18 protein-coding genes and 2 riboswitches are annotated in these 18,940 nt (G+C 49.5%); of the genes, 6 read left to right on the top strand and 12 right to left on the bottom strand.

All coding sequences use genetic code 11. The annotated features are described in order from the left end of the window. Positions 1–176 precede the first annotated feature (176 nt). The 6 genes from AC2D8L_RS09835 to AC2D8L_RS09810 form a co-directional block, all read right to left on the bottom strand. Complete coding sequence (locus AC2D8L_RS09835) at positions 177–1,970, bottom strand: M24 family metallopeptidase (RefSeq protein WP_484685308.1); 1,794 nt, start codon at positions 1,968–1,970, stop codon at positions 177–179. A 23-nt stretch (positions 1,971–1,993) separates the two neighbouring features. Next, a complete protein-coding gene (locus tag AC2D8L_RS09830) occupies positions 1,994–2,971 on the bottom strand; it encodes an ABC transporter ATP-binding protein (RefSeq protein WP_484685307.1) in 978 nt (325 codons plus the stop codon). After that, positions 2,972–3,964 (bottom strand): ABC transporter ATP-binding protein, encoded by a 993-nt coding sequence (locus tag AC2D8L_RS09825; RefSeq protein ID WP_484685306.1) that lies wholly within the window; start codon positions 3,962–3,964, stop codon positions 2,972–2,974. Between the two features lie 4 nt (positions 3,965–3,968). Next, entirely contained in the window at positions 3,969–4,811 is an 843-nt protein-coding gene (locus AC2D8L_RS09820; RefSeq protein ID WP_484685305.1) for an ABC transporter permease, read from the bottom strand. Then, complete coding sequence (locus AC2D8L_RS09815) at positions 4,811–5,752, bottom strand: ABC transporter permease (protein WP_484685304.1); 942 nt, start codon at positions 5,750–5,752, stop codon at positions 4,811–4,813. The genes AC2D8L_RS09820 and AC2D8L_RS09815 overlap by 1 nt, the downstream gene beginning before the upstream one ends. Before the next feature lie 66 nt (positions 5,753–5,818). After that, positions 5,819–7,399 (bottom strand): ABC transporter substrate-binding protein, encoded by a 1,581-nt coding sequence (locus AC2D8L_RS09810; protein WP_484685303.1) that lies wholly within the window; start codon positions 7,397–7,399, stop codon positions 5,819–5,821. A 214-nt stretch (positions 7,400–7,613) separates the two neighbouring features. Between AC2D8L_RS09810 and AC2D8L_RS09805 the strand changes: the two genes are divergently transcribed. Next, the gene (locus AC2D8L_RS09805; RefSeq protein ID WP_484685302.1) at positions 7,614–8,186 is read left to right on the top strand and encodes a helix-turn-helix domain-containing protein; all 573 of its coding nucleotides are present in this window, start codon (positions 7,614–7,616) and stop codon (positions 8,184–8,186) included. Here AC2D8L_RS09805 and AC2D8L_RS09800 read toward each other — a convergent pair. Genes AC2D8L_RS09800 through AC2D8L_RS09785 form a run of 4 tightly spaced genes read right to left on the bottom strand, consistent with a single transcriptional unit; the run spans position 8,183 to position 13,164 of the window. Then, positions 8,183–9,277 carry a DUF1513 domain-containing protein gene (locus tag AC2D8L_RS09800; RefSeq protein ID WP_484685301.1) on the bottom strand — a complete coding sequence of 365 codons (1,095 nt, stop codon included), beginning with the start codon at positions 9,275–9,277 and terminating at the stop codon, positions 8,183–8,185. The genes AC2D8L_RS09805 and AC2D8L_RS09800 overlap by 4 nt on opposite strands. A 1-nt stretch (position 9,278) precedes the next feature. Next, on the bottom strand, positions 9,279–10,331 hold the full coding sequence (locus AC2D8L_RS09795; RefSeq protein WP_484685300.1) for an imelysin family protein: 1,053 nt from the start codon (positions 10,329–10,331) through the stop codon (positions 9,279–9,281). Further along, a complete protein-coding gene (locus tag AC2D8L_RS09790) occupies positions 10,328–11,842 on the bottom strand; it encodes a di-heme oxidoreductase family protein (protein ID WP_484685299.1) in 1,515 nt (504 codons plus the stop codon). Before AC2D8L_RS09790 ends, AC2D8L_RS09795 begins: the two co-directional genes overlap by 4 nt. 47 nt (positions 11,843–11,889) lie before the next feature. Continuing rightward, positions 11,890–13,164, bottom strand: a complete 1,275-nt coding sequence (locus tag AC2D8L_RS09785; protein ID WP_484685298.1) for an imelysin family protein — start codon at positions 13,162–13,164, stop codon at positions 11,890–11,892. Between the two features lie 261 nt (positions 13,165–13,425). Between AC2D8L_RS09785 and AC2D8L_RS09780 the strand changes: the two genes are divergently transcribed. The 3 genes from AC2D8L_RS09780 to AC2D8L_RS09770 are packed head-to-tail and all read left to right on the top strand — an operon-like array spanning position 13,426 to position 14,390. Beyond that, complete coding sequence (locus AC2D8L_RS09780) at positions 13,426–13,743, top strand: ArsR/SmtB family transcription factor (protein ID WP_484685297.1); 318 nt, start codon at positions 13,426–13,428, stop codon at positions 13,741–13,743. 15 nt (positions 13,744–13,758) lie between these two features. Continuing rightward, positions 13,759–14,178, top strand: coding sequence for an SRPBCC family protein (locus tag AC2D8L_RS09775; RefSeq protein ID WP_484685296.1), 420 nt, complete (start codon positions 13,759–13,761; stop codon positions 14,176–14,178). Beyond that, positions 14,178–14,390, top strand: coding sequence for a DUF4287 domain-containing protein (locus tag AC2D8L_RS09770; RefSeq protein WP_484685295.1), 213 nt, complete (start codon positions 14,178–14,180; stop codon positions 14,388–14,390). Before AC2D8L_RS09775 ends, AC2D8L_RS09770 begins: the two co-directional genes overlap by 1 nt. Positions 14,391–14,611: 221 nt before the next feature. On the opposite strand, the gene AC2D8L_RS09765 is transcribed toward AC2D8L_RS09770, so the two are convergent. Both AC2D8L_RS09765 and AC2D8L_RS09760 read right to left on the bottom strand, forming a co-directional pair. Continuing rightward, positions 14,612–15,559 (bottom strand): hypothetical protein, encoded by a 948-nt coding sequence (locus tag AC2D8L_RS09765; RefSeq protein ID WP_484685294.1) that lies wholly within the window; start codon positions 15,557–15,559, stop codon positions 14,612–14,614. A gap of 196 nt (positions 15,560–15,755) precedes the next feature. Next, positions 15,756–16,928, bottom strand: coding sequence for an NAD(P)/FAD-dependent oxidoreductase (locus tag AC2D8L_RS09760; protein WP_484685293.1), 1,173 nt, complete (start codon positions 16,926–16,928; stop codon positions 15,756–15,758). A gap of 23 nt (positions 16,929–16,951) precedes the next feature. Beyond that, a riboswitch (cobalamin riboswitch) is annotated at positions 16,952–17,181 on the top strand. Between the two features lie 74 nt (positions 17,182–17,255). On the opposite strand from AC2D8L_RS09760, the gene AC2D8L_RS09755 reads away from it, so the two are divergent. Both AC2D8L_RS09755 and mnmC2 read left to right on the top strand, forming a co-directional pair. Beyond that, the gene (locus AC2D8L_RS09755; RefSeq protein ID WP_484685292.1) at positions 17,256–17,933 is read left to right on the top strand and encodes an energy-coupling factor ABC transporter permease; all 678 of its coding nucleotides are present in this window, start codon (positions 17,256–17,258) and stop codon (positions 17,931–17,933) included. A gap of 70 nt (positions 17,934–18,003) precedes the next feature. Beyond that, entirely contained in the window at positions 18,004–18,699 is a 696-nt protein-coding gene (mnmC2, locus tag AC2D8L_RS09750) for a tRNA (5-methylaminomethyl-2-thiouridine)(34)-methyltransferase MnmC2 (protein WP_484685291.1), read from the top strand. A gap of 16 nt (positions 18,700–18,715) precedes the next feature. Beyond that, positions 18,716–18,934, top strand: a riboswitch (cobalamin riboswitch). Positions 18,935–18,940 lie beyond the last annotated feature (6 nt).

Here is an 18,940-nt window from a genome sequence, read left to right as displayed (position 1 = left end):
AATCTATTAGTTCGTCAACTTACCGAACTAATAGATTGGCGCGCTCAAATTGTCAATTGGCTTTTTCACAATTGGTACTGCTTAGCGTCCACTGGAAGCTGAATTTGTTGTGCACTTCGCGCGTGCCACGGCGGCGAAAAGGTCAACCTCTTTAGTAACTTAGAGTGCACGTACCATCAAATATGAGCGGTGGTTGCTTTGAGATATTCTTTTTGGTCGTCTGGCATCAGCGGGGCGAGGCTGTTTCGGACTGCGTCATGATAATTATTTAACCAAGCGCGCTCCGTACTGGTGAGGCGATCAGTTAGAATCGGGGAAGTCGCAATCGGGATCATCGAGAGGGTCTTGAAGTTCAGAAAGCCTTCACTAGCCTCCACGATTTCGAACAAGTTTTCGATGCGAATGCCATATTGGCCTTCGACATAATATCCTGGCTCAATACTCAAGACCATCCCCGGAACAAGTTCAACTTCATTGATGGCGCGGCCAATGCGCTGGGGCTGCTCGTGCACCGATAGGTTGTGCCCAACGCCATGGCCGGTGCCATGATCATAATCTTTGCCAATGGTCCAAAGTGGCGCGCGCGCAATCGCGTCTAGATGGTGCCCATATGTCTTTTGTGGGAACTTGATATCGGCAAGGGCAATGAAGCCTTTTAACACTGCGGTATAGTTTTCACAAAATTCGCGGGACGGTTTGTCGAACAAATATGTCCGCGTGGCATCCGTGGTGCCGTTGACGAATTGTCCGCCAGAATCGTGCAAATAGACGTCGGATGTTCTCACGGGGCGACTTGATTGTTCGCTCACATTATAGTGGCACATTGCGCCATTTCCACCGGAACCTGAAATCGCATCGAAGCTGAGCTGCTCATAGGTTGGCGCTTCCTGCCGCAACGCCCCGATTTTAAGCGCAGCTTCCATTTCGCTCACTGGATTGTCGGTGTCTGAGCGCTTTGGCACTTCATCTTCGAGCCACTGGGCGAATTGAACCCAAGCGACCCCATCAACAAGATGGCAATCGCGCATCCCAGCGAGTTCGGTTGAGTTTTTCTTGGCTTTGGCCAGCGTGATTGGGCTGCGCTGCTGAACGACGTCAACATCATTGCCTATCGCAAACTCCACCGCGACTGGCGACATGGCGGGGTCAAAACTTAGAACCTTGCCGTCCTTGGCGTGGCGTTCAACCGTCTGCAAAAACATGTCCGGCGAATTGATGTTCACCCCATCAAGTTCAAATTCACTGCGATCCTGTGGCACTTTGTTTTGATCGACGAACCAATTGACGTCCCCTTGCTGATCAATGGTCAAAAACGAATTGACGAAAGGGTTGTAAGCGATATCGTCGCCCCGGATATTGAGCAGCCAGGCGATATTGTCGGGTTGGTTTTCCACCACGATGTCGGTGTTGGTGGATCTTAGTTCCTGCGCAATCTGCGCTCGTTTTGCATAAGAATCCAGCCCACTTTTGTCTTTGCCAAACGGACGAGCTTTTGTGTCTGATGAATTTGGTCGGTCAGTCCAAAGCTGGTCAATCAGATTGGTGTCGGTTGCCGCCAGACTATTGTGCGATTTCTTGCACGCCTTTTTGAAATCCTGATGCCAAGTGAGGGGAATGTGCATCGGATCGAACGCAAATATTTTGTTTCGAACAGAGCAATGCTCAAACCAATCTGCCAATGGTTCATTGTGCAAATGGCGAAAGCTAAACAGGTCCGCGGAGCATTCTTGCGCCGCTTGAACCGTATATCGACCGTCAATAAACAGGATCGCCTCATCAAGCGTAATCAGGGCAACGCCAGCGGAGCCAGAAAACCCTGTTGCCCATTCCAACCGTCGATCACAAGGCGCAATATATTCGGCCATATGCGCGTCAAAACGCGGCACGATTAGGCCGTAAAAACCTTGCGCGTCAATGGCATTGCGAATGAGTTTTAGTGTAGCTGCTTGCTGAGCGATATTGAGCGTCATTTATGGCGTATACCGTTTTGTACTTAGACGTGATGGCAGGCAACTTGACCCGTGCTTGGCTCGCCTTTTAGCAAAGGCTTTTCCTTCTTACACAGATCAGTTGCGATTGGGCACCTGCTGTGAAACGCACAACCAGATGGAATATTGAGCGGGCTGGGCAATTCGCCGGACAGCTGAATGGCATTGCCCTTATCGTCAGGATCAAGCGAGGGTGCAGCACTCAAAAGTGCTTGTGAATAGGGATGTTTAGGGCTTTGAAATAGGCCTCTAGACGGCCCAATCTCCACAACGGACCCGAGATAAATCACCGCAACCCGATGCGAAACATGGCGAACAAGACGAAGGTCATGCGCTACAAAAAGTACGGTAAGTTCAAGTTCATCCTGCAAGTGCAAAAGCAAGTTGACCACTTGGGCCTGCACCGAAACGTCAAGCGCGGACACCAATTCATCTGCGATCAAAATTTCGGGCTCAACACTTAAGGCACGTGCAATCGCAATCCGTTGACGTTGCCCACCCGAAAACTCGTGCGGCAATTTTGCTGCCGCATCGCGTGGTAAGCGCACCAAATCTAGCAACTCGTCAATGCGCGCTGGGATTTCAGCTTCAGGCCGCATTTTGTGCACGCTCAGGGCTTCACGCAACACGTCGCCCACACGCATACGCGGGTTAAGCGAAGAATAGGGGTCCTGAAAAATCATTTGCACACGGCGGTTATAGTCGCGTGCTGCGGCACCCTTTTGCTTGGTGATGGGGGTGCCATGAAATTCAATGGTGCCAGATTGGGGTTGATAGAGCCCTGCAATAGCCCTTGCCAATGTGGACTTGCCGCAACCACTTTCACCAACAACACCCAACGTCTCGCCCTTTTCAAGGGAGATGCTCACGCCGTTTAGGGCCTTTACCGCTTGACGTTTTTTGCCGGACAAAAAGTCAACGATCGACAAGTTCTTTTTGAAGTGCAGAACAACATCGTCGGTTCTTAAAACAGGATTTGTCATCTAAGCTGCTCCCACCGGATTGTAGCATGCTACTTTGTGCGACTGACCAACCAGCTCTGGCTTGCCAGCGGTACAGGCATCAACCGCATGGTCACAACGCGGTGCAAAGGCACAGCCGACTGGTAAATTCACCAAGCTTGGCGGTGTGCCGGGCAAAGAATAAAGCTCCGTGCGCGGCTCAATATTTTCAGGAACAGATTTCAAAAGACCCATCGTGTAACGATGCTGCGGGTCTCGCAAAACGTCTCGCGTATCGCCAGTTTCAACCAGCTTACCACCATACATAACCGCAAGGCGGTCGCATGTTTGTGCCGCGACACCCAGGTCATGGGTCACCAAAATAACCGCCATGCCCAAATCTTTTGACAGGTCCAAAATCAGCTTCAAAATCTGTTTTTGAATGGTCACATCAAGGGCTGTCGTTGGCTCGTCTGCCAACAAAAGCTTTGGATTAGACGCAAGCGCAATGGCGATCATCACCCGTTGGCGCATGCCGCCAGAAAATTGGTGTGGATAGTCTTCAAGCCGGTTCGATGCGTCGGGTATGCCAACCATGTCCAACAGTTCAATCGCACGGGCCTTTCGGCCATTTTTGTCGAGATCTGTATGTTCGACAAGGCTTTCGCCGATCTGAAGTCCAACGGTCAGAAGTGGGTTTAGAGAAGACATGGGCTCTTGGAAAATCATGGCAATTTCTTTGCCACGAATTTTGCGCATGTCACGTTCCGGCATTGGAACAAGATCTGTTCCGCGCCACTTAACCTGCCCTTCGACATCACCATATCTGCGTGTCAAACCAATGATTGAGCGCAAGGTGATGGACTTGCCCGAGCCACTTTCGCCCACAATACCCAACACTTCGCCTTCATTGAGGTGAAAGCTAACATCGTCGACGGCTTTGAGTTGTTTGCCGGCGACAGCAAAACTTGTTGAAAGGCCTTTGACGTCCAATAGATGGTCGCGCGTGCCTGTTTTTTGTTCGTTTTCAACCACAGTCTTACCCTCTTGGCCGCATCAGATCGGCAATACCATCGCCTACCATCGAAAATCCTAGACCGGTGACCACAATGGCAATACCGGGCATCAAACTTAGCCACCAAGCCGTCGTGATAAAGTTGCGCCCCTCAGCGATGAGAACACCCCATTCCGCGGTGGGCGGCTGGGCGCCTAAGCCGAGATAACCCAGCGACGAGCCCAGCAAAATGGCCAGCGCCATGTCGGTCATCCAATAAACAATTACTGGGGTGATCGCGTTGGGCAAAAGGTGCCGAAAGATAATCCGGCGGTCTGAATATCCCATCACTTTACCGGCAGCGGCGTAGTCATTTGCCATTTGGCCCATAATTTCGGCCCGCATGAGACGGGCATAATAGACCCAACCCACCAAGGTGATCGCAATATACATGTTGGTTAGGCCCGGCCCAAGAACAGAAACAACCGCGATAACCAAAACAAGGAACGGGAATGTGATGATCGCATCAACGCAGCGGCCGAAAATAGCATCTGCTATTCCGCCATAATATCCAACAAGAGAGCCAACAGTTACGCCAATGACCAAAGCAAATATGGTGGCGACAAACGCCATCTGAATGTTGACCGAATAGGCCCAGACAACCCGTGAAAACGTATCGCGGCCAAGATTGTCGGTGCCGAACCAATGGTCAAGCGATGGTGGTTGCTTAAGGGCCGAATAATTGAACGCGTTGGGGTCAAATGGCGCAAACACTGATGGAAAGATCGCCAATGTGATTGAGCTGAGCAATATGGCAACGCCAACAAGAAAACCTGGGCGGCTTAGCACCATCAATTGAGATTTATGTGGCAAGAAACGCTTTAACATCACGACACCCGCAATCTTGGATCAAGCCAAGCTTGTATTAAATCTGTAAGCAAAAAAATCATTGAAACAAGAACTGCAAATGTTAGCGTCAGGCCTTGGATCAGTGGGTAATCCCGTGCGTAAATGGCTTCGAGCATCAAGCGGCCGACGCCCGGCACAGCAAACACTGTTTCAGTAACCAATGTACCGCTCATCAAATTGCCGATTGATAGGCCCAACAATGTAACGGTGGAAATCAGGGCGTTGCGCAATACATGGCGGCCCAAAATAACCCGTTCTGACAGGCCTTTTGAGCGCGCGAATTGTACATATTCTGCGTCCACGACTTCAATCACCGAGGAACGCAAGTTCCGCATAATGATCGCCGATGTGTAAAGCGCCACGGTAAGGGCTGGCAGCAACAGGTGGTGCATATGCTCCCAAAACGTTACTCCATATCCACCAACCGGGAACCAGCGCATGCCTGCAGCTAGGAACGTCAGAAGCAAAAGCCCTATGTAAAAAACAGGTGTGGATAGGCCGATTTGAAAGACCGATCGAATGGTAATATCAACCCAGCCATTGCGATTGAGCGCGGCGACAAACGCCAACGGCCCCGCAATCAGCAGCGAAAAAATAACCGAATAAAGTGCGAGAAAACCGGAAGCTGGCAGGCGCTCCAAAATCACAGTTGTGACGGGCGCTTTCTTCAAAATTGAATCGCCGAGATCGCCGGTGACGACATTCTTCACGAAGTAGCCAAATTGCACCCAGATCGGCTGATCTAGGCCTAACCGCTGTCGAATTTGCTCCAACTGCACATCAGTAGCCTTAGCATCTGCCATCGCGATTGCGGGGTCACCTGGAAGGGCGCGCACCAACAAAAAGATAATCACCATCACAATCAAAAATGTAGGGATGATCTGCAGAAGTCGGGAAATTAGGTAGGAAATTGACGACATAGGGTTTTCCCAGTGATGCGCGGACGCCGAGGCGCCCGCACATTGGTTTTGGTCAGGGGAGGAATATTAACGGTCGATCCAAGTCGTGGCAAACTCGTTGTTGCCAAGTGGAGTTTGGACATAACCTTTAACGTCGTTGGAAAGGGCTACAGCAAATGGTGTTTCATACATGAACAACAATGGCGCAGCTTCCGCATAAATTTCCTGCATGCGTGCATATTGTTCTGCACGTTTTGCGGGGTCAATTTCGGTGTTTGACGCTTCGTATAAGCCATTGAACTCATCATTGTTCCAGCCAGTACCAACAGCTTTACGCGTTGGGTAGTAACCAAGCCAGCCAGAAACCTGAGCTGGATCGTTCACATCGTTTACCCAACCATATGTGTGGATGTCGAATTCACCAGAGCGGTTTTTCGCGCCACGTGTTGGGCCGTCAACTTGCTCGACACTAAGCTTGATGCCGATTTGGCTCCACATTTGCTGCAATGCAGCCAAAATGATGCCGTCGTCAGCAGAACCTGCCAATGTGGTGAGCCGCACTTCAGTTCCGTCAGCTATTCCAGCTTCAGCAATCAGTGCTTTCGCTTTTTCAAGGTCATACTGATAAAGTGGACCATTGTCGGTTGCCAATTGTGTCGTAGAGGCCATCAAACCAGAAGTTACTGGCTTACCCGCGCCGTGCAACACCAACTGAACCAATGCGTCTTTATCTGTTGCATAGTTTAGCGCCTGACGAACTTTTACGTCAGAAAGTGGGTTTGCACTTCCGTCAGCTTTTTCAGGGCGCGTGTTGATTGGCGAGTAGATGATCCGTGTTGATGGGAACAATTCCATGTTGATGTTTGCGTCGTTCTGCAATTCGCCAACACGGGCAAACGGAATAAACTCAACCGCATCAACTTCACCAGCCTGCAATTTCAAGATCCGTGTCGCATCATCAGGGATGATAAGGAAATTGATGCCATCAATATAAGGCAATGCTTTGCCGTCTTCGCCTTGACGCCAATAGTGTTCATTGGCTGCAAATTGCATCAATGTGCCACTTTGGTGATTTGTCAAAACAAACGGACCAGAACCTACAAAACCCTCAGAGCTTAAAGAGATTGCTTTTTCTTGGTCAGAACCACCAGCAGCAGCTTCAAACGCGTCAGCAGAAACAATTGCGGTGTTAAAAGTTGCCAACATTGAAACGATTGTCGGATCTGGGTTTTTCAACTGAATTGAGATCGCGTTGCCGTCAGCAGTTACGCTTTCAACTGAACCCAACAGACCAGCCCAAGGGCTTAGTTCTTCATTTGAGGCGCGCTCAAGTGAAAAGACAACGTCTTTACCTTCGATTGGCGAGCCGTCTGAGAACTTGATGCCATCGCGTAGAGTTAGCGAAACGCTCGTACCATCTTCAGAAACTGAATATTCTGATGCCAATCCGGATGTGATTGTTTTGCCGTCTGCTTCTGTACGTAGAAGAGTGTCAAACAGGTTTGTAACCATCCAGATGTCTGGATTGCGATCTGCATAGATCGGATCGATCAATGTAGAATCGTCATATCGAGCGAACGTAAGTGAACCGCCCCGTTCTATAGCCAACGCCGGTACCGCTGATACCAACGCAACAGCTGCAGCTGTAGCTAAAAGGATTTTTTTCATCGTGCATTTCCTCCCTCACAGATGAGTAGCGCTTGCGCGCTTCGTAGATTGTATCCAATTCCAAGATAGACACTATTATAAATTGAAGTCAAACTATAATTTATTTTAGTTATTATTAATCTCAGGGCTTGCTTTGCGAAATATGACGATGCACATTGCCGCAGCTGATCTGACATTGATCGACAGGCTGTAGATGAATTTGACGGGAACAATAGTGACAGACAAAAGATCTGGACCAACAAATGATGAGATCGGCAAAGTAATTCGCCGCAGGCGTAAGGCTCTTGGCAAAACACTCATGCAAATTGCCGCAGAAACAGAGTTGACAGTTGGGTTTATTTCTCAAGTCGAACGGGGTATTTGCGCACCGTCACTTTCGTCGTTCATGAGAATTGCAACATCGCTAAACACGACCATCGAGCAGTTACTCAATGTCAGCGAGACCTATGAGGTCGTTACGAAGGTTGAACATCGCCAAAGCTATAGTCTTGGTGAGTCCGGACGATGGTACGAAAAGCTCGGTCCTGGTTTTTCCGGCGCACTGTTCTACCCCTGCATAATCCACAGACCACCAGGACGAGTATCTGAACGGATGAGCCATAAAGGCGAGGTGTTTTGTTATCTGGTCGCTGGAGAAGTTGAGTATCATATTGGAGACAAAGTCTATAATCTTGTCGCCGGGGACTCTATCCACCATGACACGACCGAGGAACACTACTCAAAAGTTGTGAGCGACATCGAGACCGTAGAACTCTGGGTCAGCTCTCATCCACTAGCGGGACATTAAATAGGCGATTTGATCGCAATCATATGGTTGTCGAATTGGATGTTGTCGATTTCAACTATCCTGCCACGTGTTACACCAAATGCGCCAAACCCTGTGCCGAATTGGAAGGCGCTTCGTCCACTTGGGGCCAATGCACATACATCAATTTGTCGATTAGACTCAATAAGATTTCCATGCCGGTCGATGATGGTGATGTGATTTCCTTTGGGGGACGTGATGCAAATATGCTTACCGTCATTATTGACTTCGATTGAACCAACATAACCCTCTAGATTTCGTTGAATTTTTGTTGCCAGTTCAACAAACTCGATACCGCGATCAATCGATACGCGGGCAACCAATGGCATGTCAGGTCGCAGGTTGCCTTGCTGTTGACCGCCAACCCAAACCTCGTTGCCATTGTTGGTCGCCATGTGGCGTAAAGATAATTTATGCCAATCAGCGGGTGCTTCAAAACTGGCTGCAACCAAGCCGTCTTTTGTACTGATCCAACTAATGTTGGGGCGCATGGTGGATAGGTTTAGTTTGGTGCGGGCAAAGTCTGGGTGGGTCTCAATGCCACCATTTGCAATAATCAAATACTGACTGTCGGCACTAAGTTGGATATCGTGTGGGCCGACGCCGTTTGAAGAAAATTCCCCAATTCGCTCAATCTGTTGCGCGCCAACACGGTAGATACCGACTATGCCACGAGCGCCTTCAAAATCATTTTCTGTCGCATAAAATATCTTGCCATTTTGGGCGAAAATTCCATGTCCATAAAAGTGCCGCCCGGCGGGGGTATCTATCTGGCCGATTGGTTTGCCGTTTCTGTCAAACAGCGCTGCGAATAGGCCCGGCCGGCGGGCAAAAACAAGAAGATTGCTCGTTTCAGGACATTGCACAACATCATGGCCGCGACCGGGGAGAACCTGAGCGGAAATCACGTCGCCTGTCTCGCTAAGGATGGCGAGACCGAATCTGCCATCGTTGAATTTGCATGTTGCCGCAAACAGTTGGTTTGATTGGGTGAGGGTGGCTTGGGCTGGCAGGGACAGCGAAGCAACAAAGCTACCCCCCGCCATGCGGATAAAGTCGCGCCGCGACCACATATTAGTCCCCGTCCAACGAGGAGAAACCGGCAGACTGACCAAGGGCTTGCGCTAGATCATCCGTTGCGATTTCCCCCATGGAATGGAGGACAAGTTTTAAATATTCAAGTTTGCTGCGCTCGTCTGACTGCGCCGCTTCAAGCACTGGAGCTTCAACATCAAGTGCCCGCAAAGCGTTGCTCGCTTCAAAGATATAGCTATCTGCAACCCAATGTTTTTCATCGTCCAACTGCTGGTTGAAATCAACGATTGTCGTGAATGCGCTCAGGGCAGAAATATTTGCAGCCAGACTTTTAAAGCTCAAATTGCTGCGCCAAAATAGGGCTGATTTTGGTTTGGCCGACGATGCGTCACTTCCCAGATATTTATTCAATCGCGTATCAAAAAATATGCCCGGACCATGCGCGACGACGCCCAGAATGTCCCGCATCGTTTCGCTTTGGTTCCGGTACAGTTCCGCGTTTGGTTCGGGACTAATCAGCAAAGTGCCAAATCCGTCTTCTCCCTGCCAATCTTTGACAATTTGGTCGGCGACATCATGGATCGCCGAGGCAATGGTTAGCCCAAAATGGCAACGAAAATTTGCCTGCTCCAAAAGGTCCGTGTCGGCCCCTGTGCCAAACAGAACAAATTCAAGAGCGCCTAATCCTTGCAACGCAACGCTCTTTTTTTGCAGCGAACGAATGCTGGTTGCACTTTCATCTTGCTGGGCGATCACGCGCTGAACTTGCTTCAAACCAATTGATTTACGATCCGGCCAAAACAGGATCCGGTCGAGACGGTTTTCTTTGAGGACAGGACCAAATCGGATGATTTCGATATGGCTCCAACTTTTCACCAACTCTTCGAACGAAGAGCGGGCCGCGTCTAAACTATGTTGGTCATTATTGGTGCACAGGGTTCCCATATCCAATATGTGATCAGCCGCGCTTTGTTGAAGAGCCTGATAGCCGGGCACGATAAAGTCATAAACCGCGCGTTCTTCAATAGACTGCGCGAAGGATGGCGTAGCTAAAATAAGCGAAGTGGCGAATAGGGCAAAAATTCTCATCATAAGGAATTCAAAAAGCGCAGAAGCGAGGACCGGTCAAGCTTATTCATACGTGCAACTTTGTCACGGGCGACCTGTGCTTCCCCGTCATGCCACAATATCGCTTCGAGTAAATTGCGGGCTCGCCCGTCATGTAAAAACTGGGTGTGACCAGATACAGTTTTGGTTAGGCCAATGCCCCAGAGGGGTGGTGTTTTCCACTCACGACCATTCGCGTCACCAACCGGGCGGCCATCGGCCAACCCATCGCCCATATCATGCAGCAGCAAATCGGTGTATGGCCAAATCAATTGGAACTGTTGGGCTTTGTTTGGCGCGTCGCGGCGGGTCACAAATTTTGGCGTGTGGCAGCTCGCGCAACCCGTTTGATAAAACAGTTCCTTGCCACGTAGCACATCTGGTGCATCAACATCACGGCGCAACGGCACGGCTAGATTTTCAGAATAAAAGCTGACCAATTCCATTATCGGGTCAGGCACTTCAGTGTCGCCTTGTATTTTTTGTACGCCATGTGGAGCGGCAAGGCACGCGGCTTGGTTGGGTGTACATTCGCCCCAATGTTTTGGCACATCGGGCGTGGAAAGCCCCAGATCGCCGGCAAATGCGCCCGCGCTTTGCGCCCGCACACTGGCGTGGGATGCTTTGTGGCCAAAACGCCCGATTTGTTTGTCTTGTCCGGGATAGCTGACCCAACTTACTTTACCCGAAATGCCATCACTATTTTGGTCGTCAGGGTCTGCAATGGCGAGCAGATCGGATGGGTGAATTTGCTCCAACAGGCCAAGCCCTATCATTTGCGGGGCAACCCGGGGAGAGAGCATAACATCAGGGTCCATCGCCCCATATTGCAGGTTAGAAATTGAATAGGTTGGTTTGCGTAAATTGACGATTGTACCATCGTCCAACTCGACGGGAATTTCTTCATAGGCAATATGCATTTTGCCTTCAGCGGGAATGCCGGGAACGGCTAAATCTTGCAACTGACGGCCATAGGTTGGCTCTTCGATGACTTGCAGTTCGCCTGATGCGAGTTTGGCTTTTTCCTCTTCAGTTCTTGGTGGAACAGAAAGGCGCAAAAACATCGAAATGCGGCTGTCTTGAGCGTTCGCGGGTGGATGACCTCGTCCATCTTTTAGGTGGCAAGACTGGCAGGCGCGGGCATTAAACAGCGGGCCTAAACCGTCTGACGCAAAAGTTGAAGCGGGGGATGACACCCATAATTTATCGAAAAACGCATTGCCGAGTTTGAACTTCTCTTCCTCTGCAAAGGTTATGTTTGCGGAGGACTGAGAAAATGAATCTTTAGATACAAGCTTGCGCGAGGTTGCAGCACCGCCCTGCATATTTTCAAAGCGCTCAGCTTTTGAAAAATCTATTGCTGGCTTTGTAACCTGTTCAACCCGCTCGCGATCTTTTTGCGAAAGATCGTTGCGAGGGAAGTTGTTCTCTTGTGCGACCGCAAGCCCAACCAATAATGGAAACGTTGCGACCCATGCCAAAATGGTGCGGGTCATTTTAACTCCAATAGGATAGGGGCGCTGTAAAGCGCCCCATTTTTCGTTTACTCAAAAACAGCGTTTGGATTGTCCAAGCTGTCGGAACCTTCAATGGCAACATCTGCCAATTCAAGCTTTGCAACAACACGTTCGATTGACCGTGTCTGGTCAACAAGGGCGTCAATCGCTGCCTGTACAACCGCATTGCCTTCCGCGTTCCCTTCGCCAATCATTTGGTCATAGGCTTCTGTCGCTGCGCGATCTACCATGACTTGCATCGAGCTCATTGTCGCATCCAATTTGCCGCGAAGTTCAGCGTCTAAGTCTGCATCAATATGGGCGATGAAATCTGCTAGAGATGGGCCAGAAACAACAGAACCGTCTACACGTGTGTAGCTGCCCAAATATACATTTTGGATGCCTTTAGCGTCGTAGAAATGCGAGTTGTGGGTGTTGTCAGAAAAACAATCATGCTCTTCTTCTGGATCATGCACCAATAGACCAAGTTTCATACGCTCGCCGGCAAGCTCGCCGTAAGACAAAGAGCCCATGCCGGTTAGAATGGTGGAAAGGCCAGCATTTTCTTCGGCAGAAAGAACAGCTTCGCGTGCCGCGCCATTGTCGGCCCAGTTCGCGACCATTTCTTCCAAATCAGAAATTGTGAGTTCTGACGCAGCTTTTAGGTAATCGCGACGACGATCACAATTGCCGCCGGTACAATTTGCCACATCAAAGTCTGTTGCAGGGCGGTTGCCTGCGCCCGGTCCAGTGCCGTTCAAATCTTGGCCCCAAAGCAAAAACTCAATGGCGTGATAGCCAGAGGCCACATTGGCTTCAACTTCGCCCGCTTCGTGCAATTCATTACCGATGAAGTCTGCCGTGATCTTTTCTACACTAACGGCGTTACCATTGATGAGGATTTCGCTATTGGCGATCACGTTGGCAGTGAACAAGGCATTCTCGTCGCTTTCAGCGCCATAATAGCCAAGATCAACATAATCGATCAGGCCCTCATCAAGTGGCCACGCATTTACTTTGCCTTCCCACTCATCAACAATCGCATTGCCGAAACGGTAAGCTTCAGTTTGCTGGTAAGGCACACGTGCGGCCAACCATGTAGCGCGGGCGGCGTTTAGATTTGCTGTTGTTGGTTCGGCCAACAATTTGTCAATTGCTGCATCAAGCGACTTTGCAGTGATCAAGCTATCTTCGTAACCTGCATGGGCGATGTTTGCGTAGTTGGTCAATACGCCTTTGACGTCATGACCGCCAGCAAACACGCTCGATGTCAAAAGACATGCCAATGCGCCCGCTGTCGCTAAAATATTAAATTGTTTCATCTGATTTCAATGGCCTCAAAATGCCAATGCTCCAACTCTTTGTGTAAATTTCAGGCTGCCGAAAAGACATTGCCTCGACGAGATGTAAGTGGAGTTACATAATCCAGATATAAAATCAACATAATTTTCAATAACTTAGAACGATTCTAAAGTTTGCGGAAAATGTTCCTATGACGTCGACCAGTTCGCGTGTTGAAATTTCTTGACTCATTAGTCAGTGCTAATATATTAATACATTAGTATTTGCTAATGGGAAAATTGATGAATCAAACTTCCGAATTGTTTAGGGCACTGGCCGTGGATGTTAGGCGTGACCTTTTAGTCCAGATGATTGAAAGAGATCGAACAGTTACCGAACTGACCGATCAGGTGTCGATTGGGCAATCTGCGGTCTCGCAACATCTTGCAGTGTTAAAAGATGCGGGGCTTGTGCGGGACCGTAAAGTCGGGCGCAACCGATATTACAGCGTCTGTATTGATCAACTTATGCAGATTGATGACTGGCTTGCCCCATTTAGACAAGATTGGCCCAGACATTTGAACGCACTCGAGCAGCATCTTGAACGCAGTAAGAATTGACGAAAGGTAACTTGAATGAACACGATAACGATCATCCGGCGCCTCGCGTTTCCACCCGAAATGGTTTGGGGGGCGCTGACGAGCAGCACGCAAATGGAGGAATGGTTGATGCCAAATGATTTTCGGCCTGAAATTGGTTATACATTTCAATTTCGTAGCAAACCGGGCCCCGGTTTTGACGGCATAATTTATTGTGAAGTGCTTGAATTGGTCCCGATGAGCAAGTTGGCATTTAGCTGGAAGGGCGGCGGTATCGATTCCGTCGTATCATTTCAGCTTAGTCCGGTGGGCACCGGCACATCCATCGAATTTAAACAAACAGGGTTCAAGCTCAAAAATGCCTTGCCCTATTTCATCCTCAATCTGGGGTGGAGATCGATTATTGGTAAAAAGCTATTAACAGCAATCCAAACGACTAAAATGGAAGCGGCGTGATGGCACTTTCTCCGCAAGAAATGCATGTGCGCATTGTTGAAAATCTAAATGCGAAAACGGGCAAAGGCCTTGATGAATGGATCAAAACCGTTCGGGCCGGACATAGCGAATACAGCCATAAAGAGTTGGTAAATATCCTCAAGAAAGATTATGGACTTGGCCATTTCACAGCCATCGCTATTTTAAAAGAGATGAATGCTTGCAAACTCTAATCCCTCGACGAAGAGTGATTGCTTACCCCGTCTTTAAAGGAAGCCGACATTCTTGATCGGGCATGGTCGCTAGATCGGGATGTTCAAACTAGGCTGAAATTGACGACGACACTGCTTCCCAGATGGGTGGAAGATCTCGTGCACATCGCTTAGGCGAGAATTGGCTGAACAAAAAAGGCTGGCACAATGGCCAGCCTCTAAGAGTTATATAAAATCAAACATTAAGCCTGTTTGATTTCCCACTGCTCGTTGGCAGGGATATCAATGATCTTTGTGAGATCGTTTTTGTCCATGGTGAACGAACACATCATTTTGCGTTCTTTGCCTTTTAGTAGGCCAAGTTTCTTAATACCCAACGCAGCTGCGCATTTGGCATAAGCACCCAAACCATCTGTTTCAGTTGATTTTGGCTCCATGCCCATATAGCGGCGCATATAACCGTTGGTGTAATAAACACCATATTTGCGTTGTGCTTCTGGGGTGAAAAACTCAGTCGTGATCGAAACATTGAGGCCTTCAACATTGTCCACGCGGTGTGGCGCGTTGAGCTCCCAAGATAGGGCCTGACCTGGCTCCAATAAGACGCTTTGTGCCTCTTTGTCCCAAGCTTCATCATAGGCCACTTCTTCTTCTGTCTCACGAAGAATAACACCTTCAAGTGTTTCGTCTGGCAAATGCGCTTTATTGTCCGCATCATAAAGCCAAACGCGTTTCTTGCCGCGCAAATGCCATAGGCAGATAAACGGAATGTCTGTGTGATAGAACACGCGTGCATTTGGTGATGAGATCAAAAGGCTGCTTTCACGCTTAAATGTTTTAAGCTCAGGATTGCCGTCTTCTAGCTCTTCAAAGGAATCGTCGATCAGTTTGTGATATTCTGGTGCCACTACGTCAAAGCGACGTAGGCACATCCAAACTTGGCCATCATGAATGGCTTTCACAATTTCAGCGCCCGTTAGGTCGCCTTTGTCGCCGCTGCGCCAAACTTTCTCTTCACCAACTTTCGTCATGGTGTTGAGCATGTAATATTCGCGTGGATATTTGTCGATCAACTCAGCCAACGCTTCGTCGGTGAAAAATCCACTATCGTTGAGTTTATGTTGAATGCTAACTTGGCCTTTGCCAAAATTGTCAGCGCCGCCTTGATCTACTTGTGTCCAGCGTCCCATAATTTTCTCCTCTATGCCCGCCGTGTTACCCTGATAACTTTTTAAGGATGGGTGTTGCCCCATCTGTATCGTTCGCAAAGATAAAGGCGCGTAAGCTGTAAATGAGCGGTTAAAGTGTAACCTGGGGGAGGCTGAAACGGCGTTCTTGTTGCTCAAAGGGTTAACAAAGCAAGTAGAATTTGCAGTTTTTGATGGTCTAAGCCATTGTAAAGATGTGATTAACCCTGTTTTCAACTTGAAAACTTGGCGGGATGCTAAGTGGGGCTTTTCCAGTGATTGGTGCCAATGTGGCTTGGGCCATCCGATGGGCGATGCCGAAGGTGATCTTAAAGCCGCCAGTGCAAATATGTAACCCATCATGGTCCGGCACGGGGCCGACCAATGGATCGCGTCCATAGGGCTGCATGCGCAAATTCGCCCATCTCTCCACCACAGGCGCATCGCCAACCAATGGGCAAATTTGACGGGCTTGCTCAATCACGTTTTCAAGCAACTGATCTGTTGTGTAGCCATCCTCAAATTCACGCTCCGACGTGCTACCCACCGCAGTGCGCCCGTCATTATGAACAATCAGATATACGCCATTCTGATGCACCACTGGCAAGTTTGGATCTAACTTGGTGTCCAGCATCGCGGCCTGTCCCTTAATCGGACGGCCAGAAAGAGAAGGGACGAAAGGTTCGAGCAATTCAAATGAATTGAGGCCAGCCGTCACGACAATATTGTCAGCTTCTACAATATCCCCATTAGGTAAAGTGACTTGCCTTTCGCCTGACAGTTGCACGGGCGTTTCTTCAAAGATGTCGGCATGGCCTGTGATGGACGTATGCAGCGCTTTCGTAACCCCGCGCGGGCTGATCCGGGCGGAGAAATCATCAAAAATTGCGCCGTGGGGCATCACGTCAACATGGGGCCAATTGGTGTGCAGGGGCGCTGAGATCGTGCGCATCTCATATTTGTGGTCCGGCCGCGCCCATTGGATGGCCGCCGCATTACACATTTGCTTGGCTTCAATTTCATGTTCAGGGCGGCTACGCGGCAAAATGCGACCCACGCGCGCATAGCCGCAATCAATTTTGGTTTCCGCTTCAAGGGTCGCGGTGATCGTTTCCAGGTCAATCAGTGCTTCAAACTGAAACTGTTTTTTCTCGTACCACTGAGTCGGCATGTGGGGCATAAGTGCCCCCAAAATGCCGCCACTTGGCCCAGATGCAATTTTATTGGCTTCAAAAAGGGCAGTGCGCAAGCCGGCCTGTTTGGCGAAATAGGCGCACCAAAGCCCCACAACGCCGCCGCCGATAATCGCTAAATCATAACTTTTGGTGTCTGAATGGCTCATCGTTTTGGGTTGATCACATTCAATCTTCATTGACAAGCGTATGCGCAGTTTTTAGGTTCGCTTTTACTTCAGGTGTCCATTTGGCGAAAAAGCTAATTTGAATGGATGAAACGGGAAGTTGGTGCGCTCGACCCAAATAGGGGAACAAATCCAACACTGCCCCCGCAACGGTAGATGAGAAAAGCCGATCAAAAAGCCACTGCGTTTTCGTGGGAAGGCGATCGGTCCGAAGCACAGAGCTTCACTCATAAGTCCGGAGACCGGCCTAAAGTGTGAACTGGTGATCTGATTTCAGGTTGCTCGAAAATTAACTCGACCGCACGGGGAAAGTGCGGCGACGTTTAAAGGACATTCGATATGCATATCGAACCAGGCATCGTTGATGGTGCAAAAATTACGCTTTCTTATGCAACAGCCACAGGCGCTTTGGGCTATTCCGCCAAATTGGCGTGGGACATGGTCAAAACAGATGGCGCAGCTTCGCTTGCCATTCGCTCTGTTTTTACAACCGCGATGGTTTTTATCTATTTCCAAGTGCTGCCACATCACCCAGTTGGTATTTCTGAAGTGCACTTGATTATGGGCTCAACCCTGTTTTTGCTTTTTGGCGCCGCACCGGCAGCGATTGGCTTGATGGCTGGCCTGCTTTTGCAGGGCGTGCTGTTCGCACCGATTGATCTGCCCCAGTTCGGCATGAATGTAACTACATTGTTGGTGCCACTGTTCGCCATGGCGGCAATCGCACAAAAAATTATCCCAGCAAACACTGCCTACAAAGATATTGGCTATGGCCAAGCTTTGCAGCTTTCTACCCTGTATCAGGGCGGCATTGTCGCTTGGGTGATGTTCTGGGCGTTTTACGGCCAAGGCTTTGGCGCTGAGAACATGGCGAGCGCTCTCTCGTTCGGCGCTGCTTATATGACGGTGATCATCATCGAGCCTCTTGTTGACCTTGGTGCACTCGCTGGCGCGAAATTCCTATCAGGCATGAAAAATAGCGGCCTGTTTGAAAAGCGCCTTTACGCAACCGCGTAGAGCGGTTTCAAGTTAAGAGAATTGGAGGGCGCATCTATGATGCGTCCTTTTTTGTGGCAATTGGTGAGACATGAGCAAAGACAATAATCTCGAGTGGCATGAAAATGATCTGCCATTTTCGCGAGAATTTGACGATCATTTCTATTCCTGTGCTGACGGGCGCATGGAGTGCGACCATGTGTTTTTGCGCGGCAATGAAGTACAAGAGCGATGGGTCGACGCGCAACATTTCTCCATTGGCGAATTGGGGTTTGGAACTGGGCTAAATCTATTGGAGACTTGGCGGCAATGGATTGAGTTGCGGCAGACCGGTCAGCAATTGCTGTTCACGTCGTTTGAGCTTTATCCCCTTGCTGGCGAGGAAATTGACAAAGCGATTGAGCCTTGGCCCATATTGCATCCGTTGCGTGATCAATTGTTGGCGCATTGGGTTGATGCCAAAGCGGGCAAATCGGTTCAGCTGGATGATCAAACCCAGTTTCAATTGATGGTCGGTGACGTACGCGAACAATTGCCCAATTGGTCTCAAAAGGCAGGTGCTTGGTTTTTGGATGGATTTGCCCCCTCAAAAAACCCGCAAATGTGGGAAGACGATTTGATGAAGTCCATCGCCGAAAAAACGAACCCCGCGGGCACATTCGCCACCTACACCGCCGCAGGGTGGGTGCGGCGCAATTTGCAAGCCGCAGGATTTGAAGTTGGAAAATGTCCCGGACATGCAGGCAAACGTGAAATGATGCGTGGTCGATTGCAACCTAGCGATTGACGCCACTCACTCTTTAATGTCACATCACAAACGTGGTTCTTGTCAGCGTAGTACGTTGACGGGATGAAAAGGGAACATGGTGCGGCGTACGCAAAAGCGACCAAAACCATGGCTGCCCCCGCAACTGTAAGCGATGAGATGCTTATGCCATTTGCCACTGACCGAAAAGTCGGGAAGGCGGAAAAGCATTGTTTAAATCGTGAGCCAGGAGACCTGCCACACAACAAGGCGCATTTTCGCG

The sequence above is a fragment of the Maritalea sp. YIW29 genome (genome assembly GCF_057219265.1).
This window is presented reverse-complemented; position numbering and strand designations above follow the sequence as displayed.

Excerpts from the sequence above, each read along its gene's own strand:
- AC2D8L_RS09785 (WP_484685298.1), bottom strand. The coding sequence starts at position 13,164 with ATGAAACAATTTAATATTTTAGCGACAGCGGGCGCATTGGCATGTCTT.
- mnmC2 (WP_484685291.1), top strand. The coding sequence starts at position 18,004 with ATGAGCAAAGACAATAATCTCGAGTGGCATGAAAATGATCTGCCATTT.
- AC2D8L_RS09830 (WP_484685307.1), bottom strand. The coding sequence starts at position 2,971 with ATGACAAATCCTGTTTTAAGAACCGACGATGTTGTTCTGCACTTCAAA.
- AC2D8L_RS09820 (WP_484685305.1), bottom strand. The coding sequence starts at position 4,811 with ATGTTAAAGCGTTTCTTGCCACATAAATCTCAATTGATGGTGCTAAGC.
- AC2D8L_RS09815 (WP_484685304.1), bottom strand. The coding sequence starts at position 5,752 with ATGTCGTCAATTTCCTACCTAATTTCCCGACTTCTGCAGATCATCCCT.
- AC2D8L_RS09755 (WP_484685292.1), top strand. The coding sequence starts at position 17,256 with ATGCATATCGAACCAGGCATCGTTGATGGTGCAAAAATTACGCTTTCT.
- AC2D8L_RS09775 (WP_484685296.1), top strand. The coding sequence starts at position 13,759 with ATGAACACGATAACGATCATCCGGCGCCTCGCGTTTCCACCCGAAATG.
- AC2D8L_RS09760 (WP_484685293.1), bottom strand. The coding sequence starts at position 16,928 with ATGAAGATTGAATGTGATCAACCCAAAACGATGAGCCATTCAGACACC.
- AC2D8L_RS09795 (WP_484685300.1), bottom strand. The coding sequence starts at position 10,331 with ATGATGAGAATTTTTGCCCTATTCGCCACTTCGCTTATTTTAGCTACG.
- AC2D8L_RS09780 (WP_484685297.1), top strand. The coding sequence starts at position 13,426 with ATGAATCAAACTTCCGAATTGTTTAGGGCACTGGCCGTGGATGTTAGG.
- AC2D8L_RS09790 (WP_484685299.1), bottom strand. The coding sequence starts at position 11,842 with ATGACCCGCACCATTTTGGCATGGGTCGCAACGTTTCCATTATTGGTT.
- AC2D8L_RS09800 (WP_484685301.1), bottom strand. The coding sequence starts at position 9,277 with ATGTGGTCGCGGCGCGACTTTATCCGCATGGCGGGGGGTAGCTTTGTT.
- AC2D8L_RS09835 (WP_484685308.1), bottom strand. The coding sequence starts at position 1,970 with ATGACGCTCAATATCGCTCAGCAAGCAGCTACACTAAAACTCATTCGC.
- AC2D8L_RS09810 (WP_484685303.1), bottom strand. The coding sequence starts at position 7,399 with ATGAAAAAAATCCTTTTAGCTACAGCTGCAGCTGTTGCGTTGGTATCA.
- AC2D8L_RS09765 (WP_484685294.1), bottom strand. The coding sequence starts at position 15,559 with ATGGGACGCTGGACACAAGTAGATCAAGGCGGCGCTGACAATTTTGGC.
- AC2D8L_RS09770 (WP_484685295.1), top strand. The coding sequence starts at position 14,178 with ATGGCACTTTCTCCGCAAGAAATGCATGTGCGCATTGTTGAAAATCTA.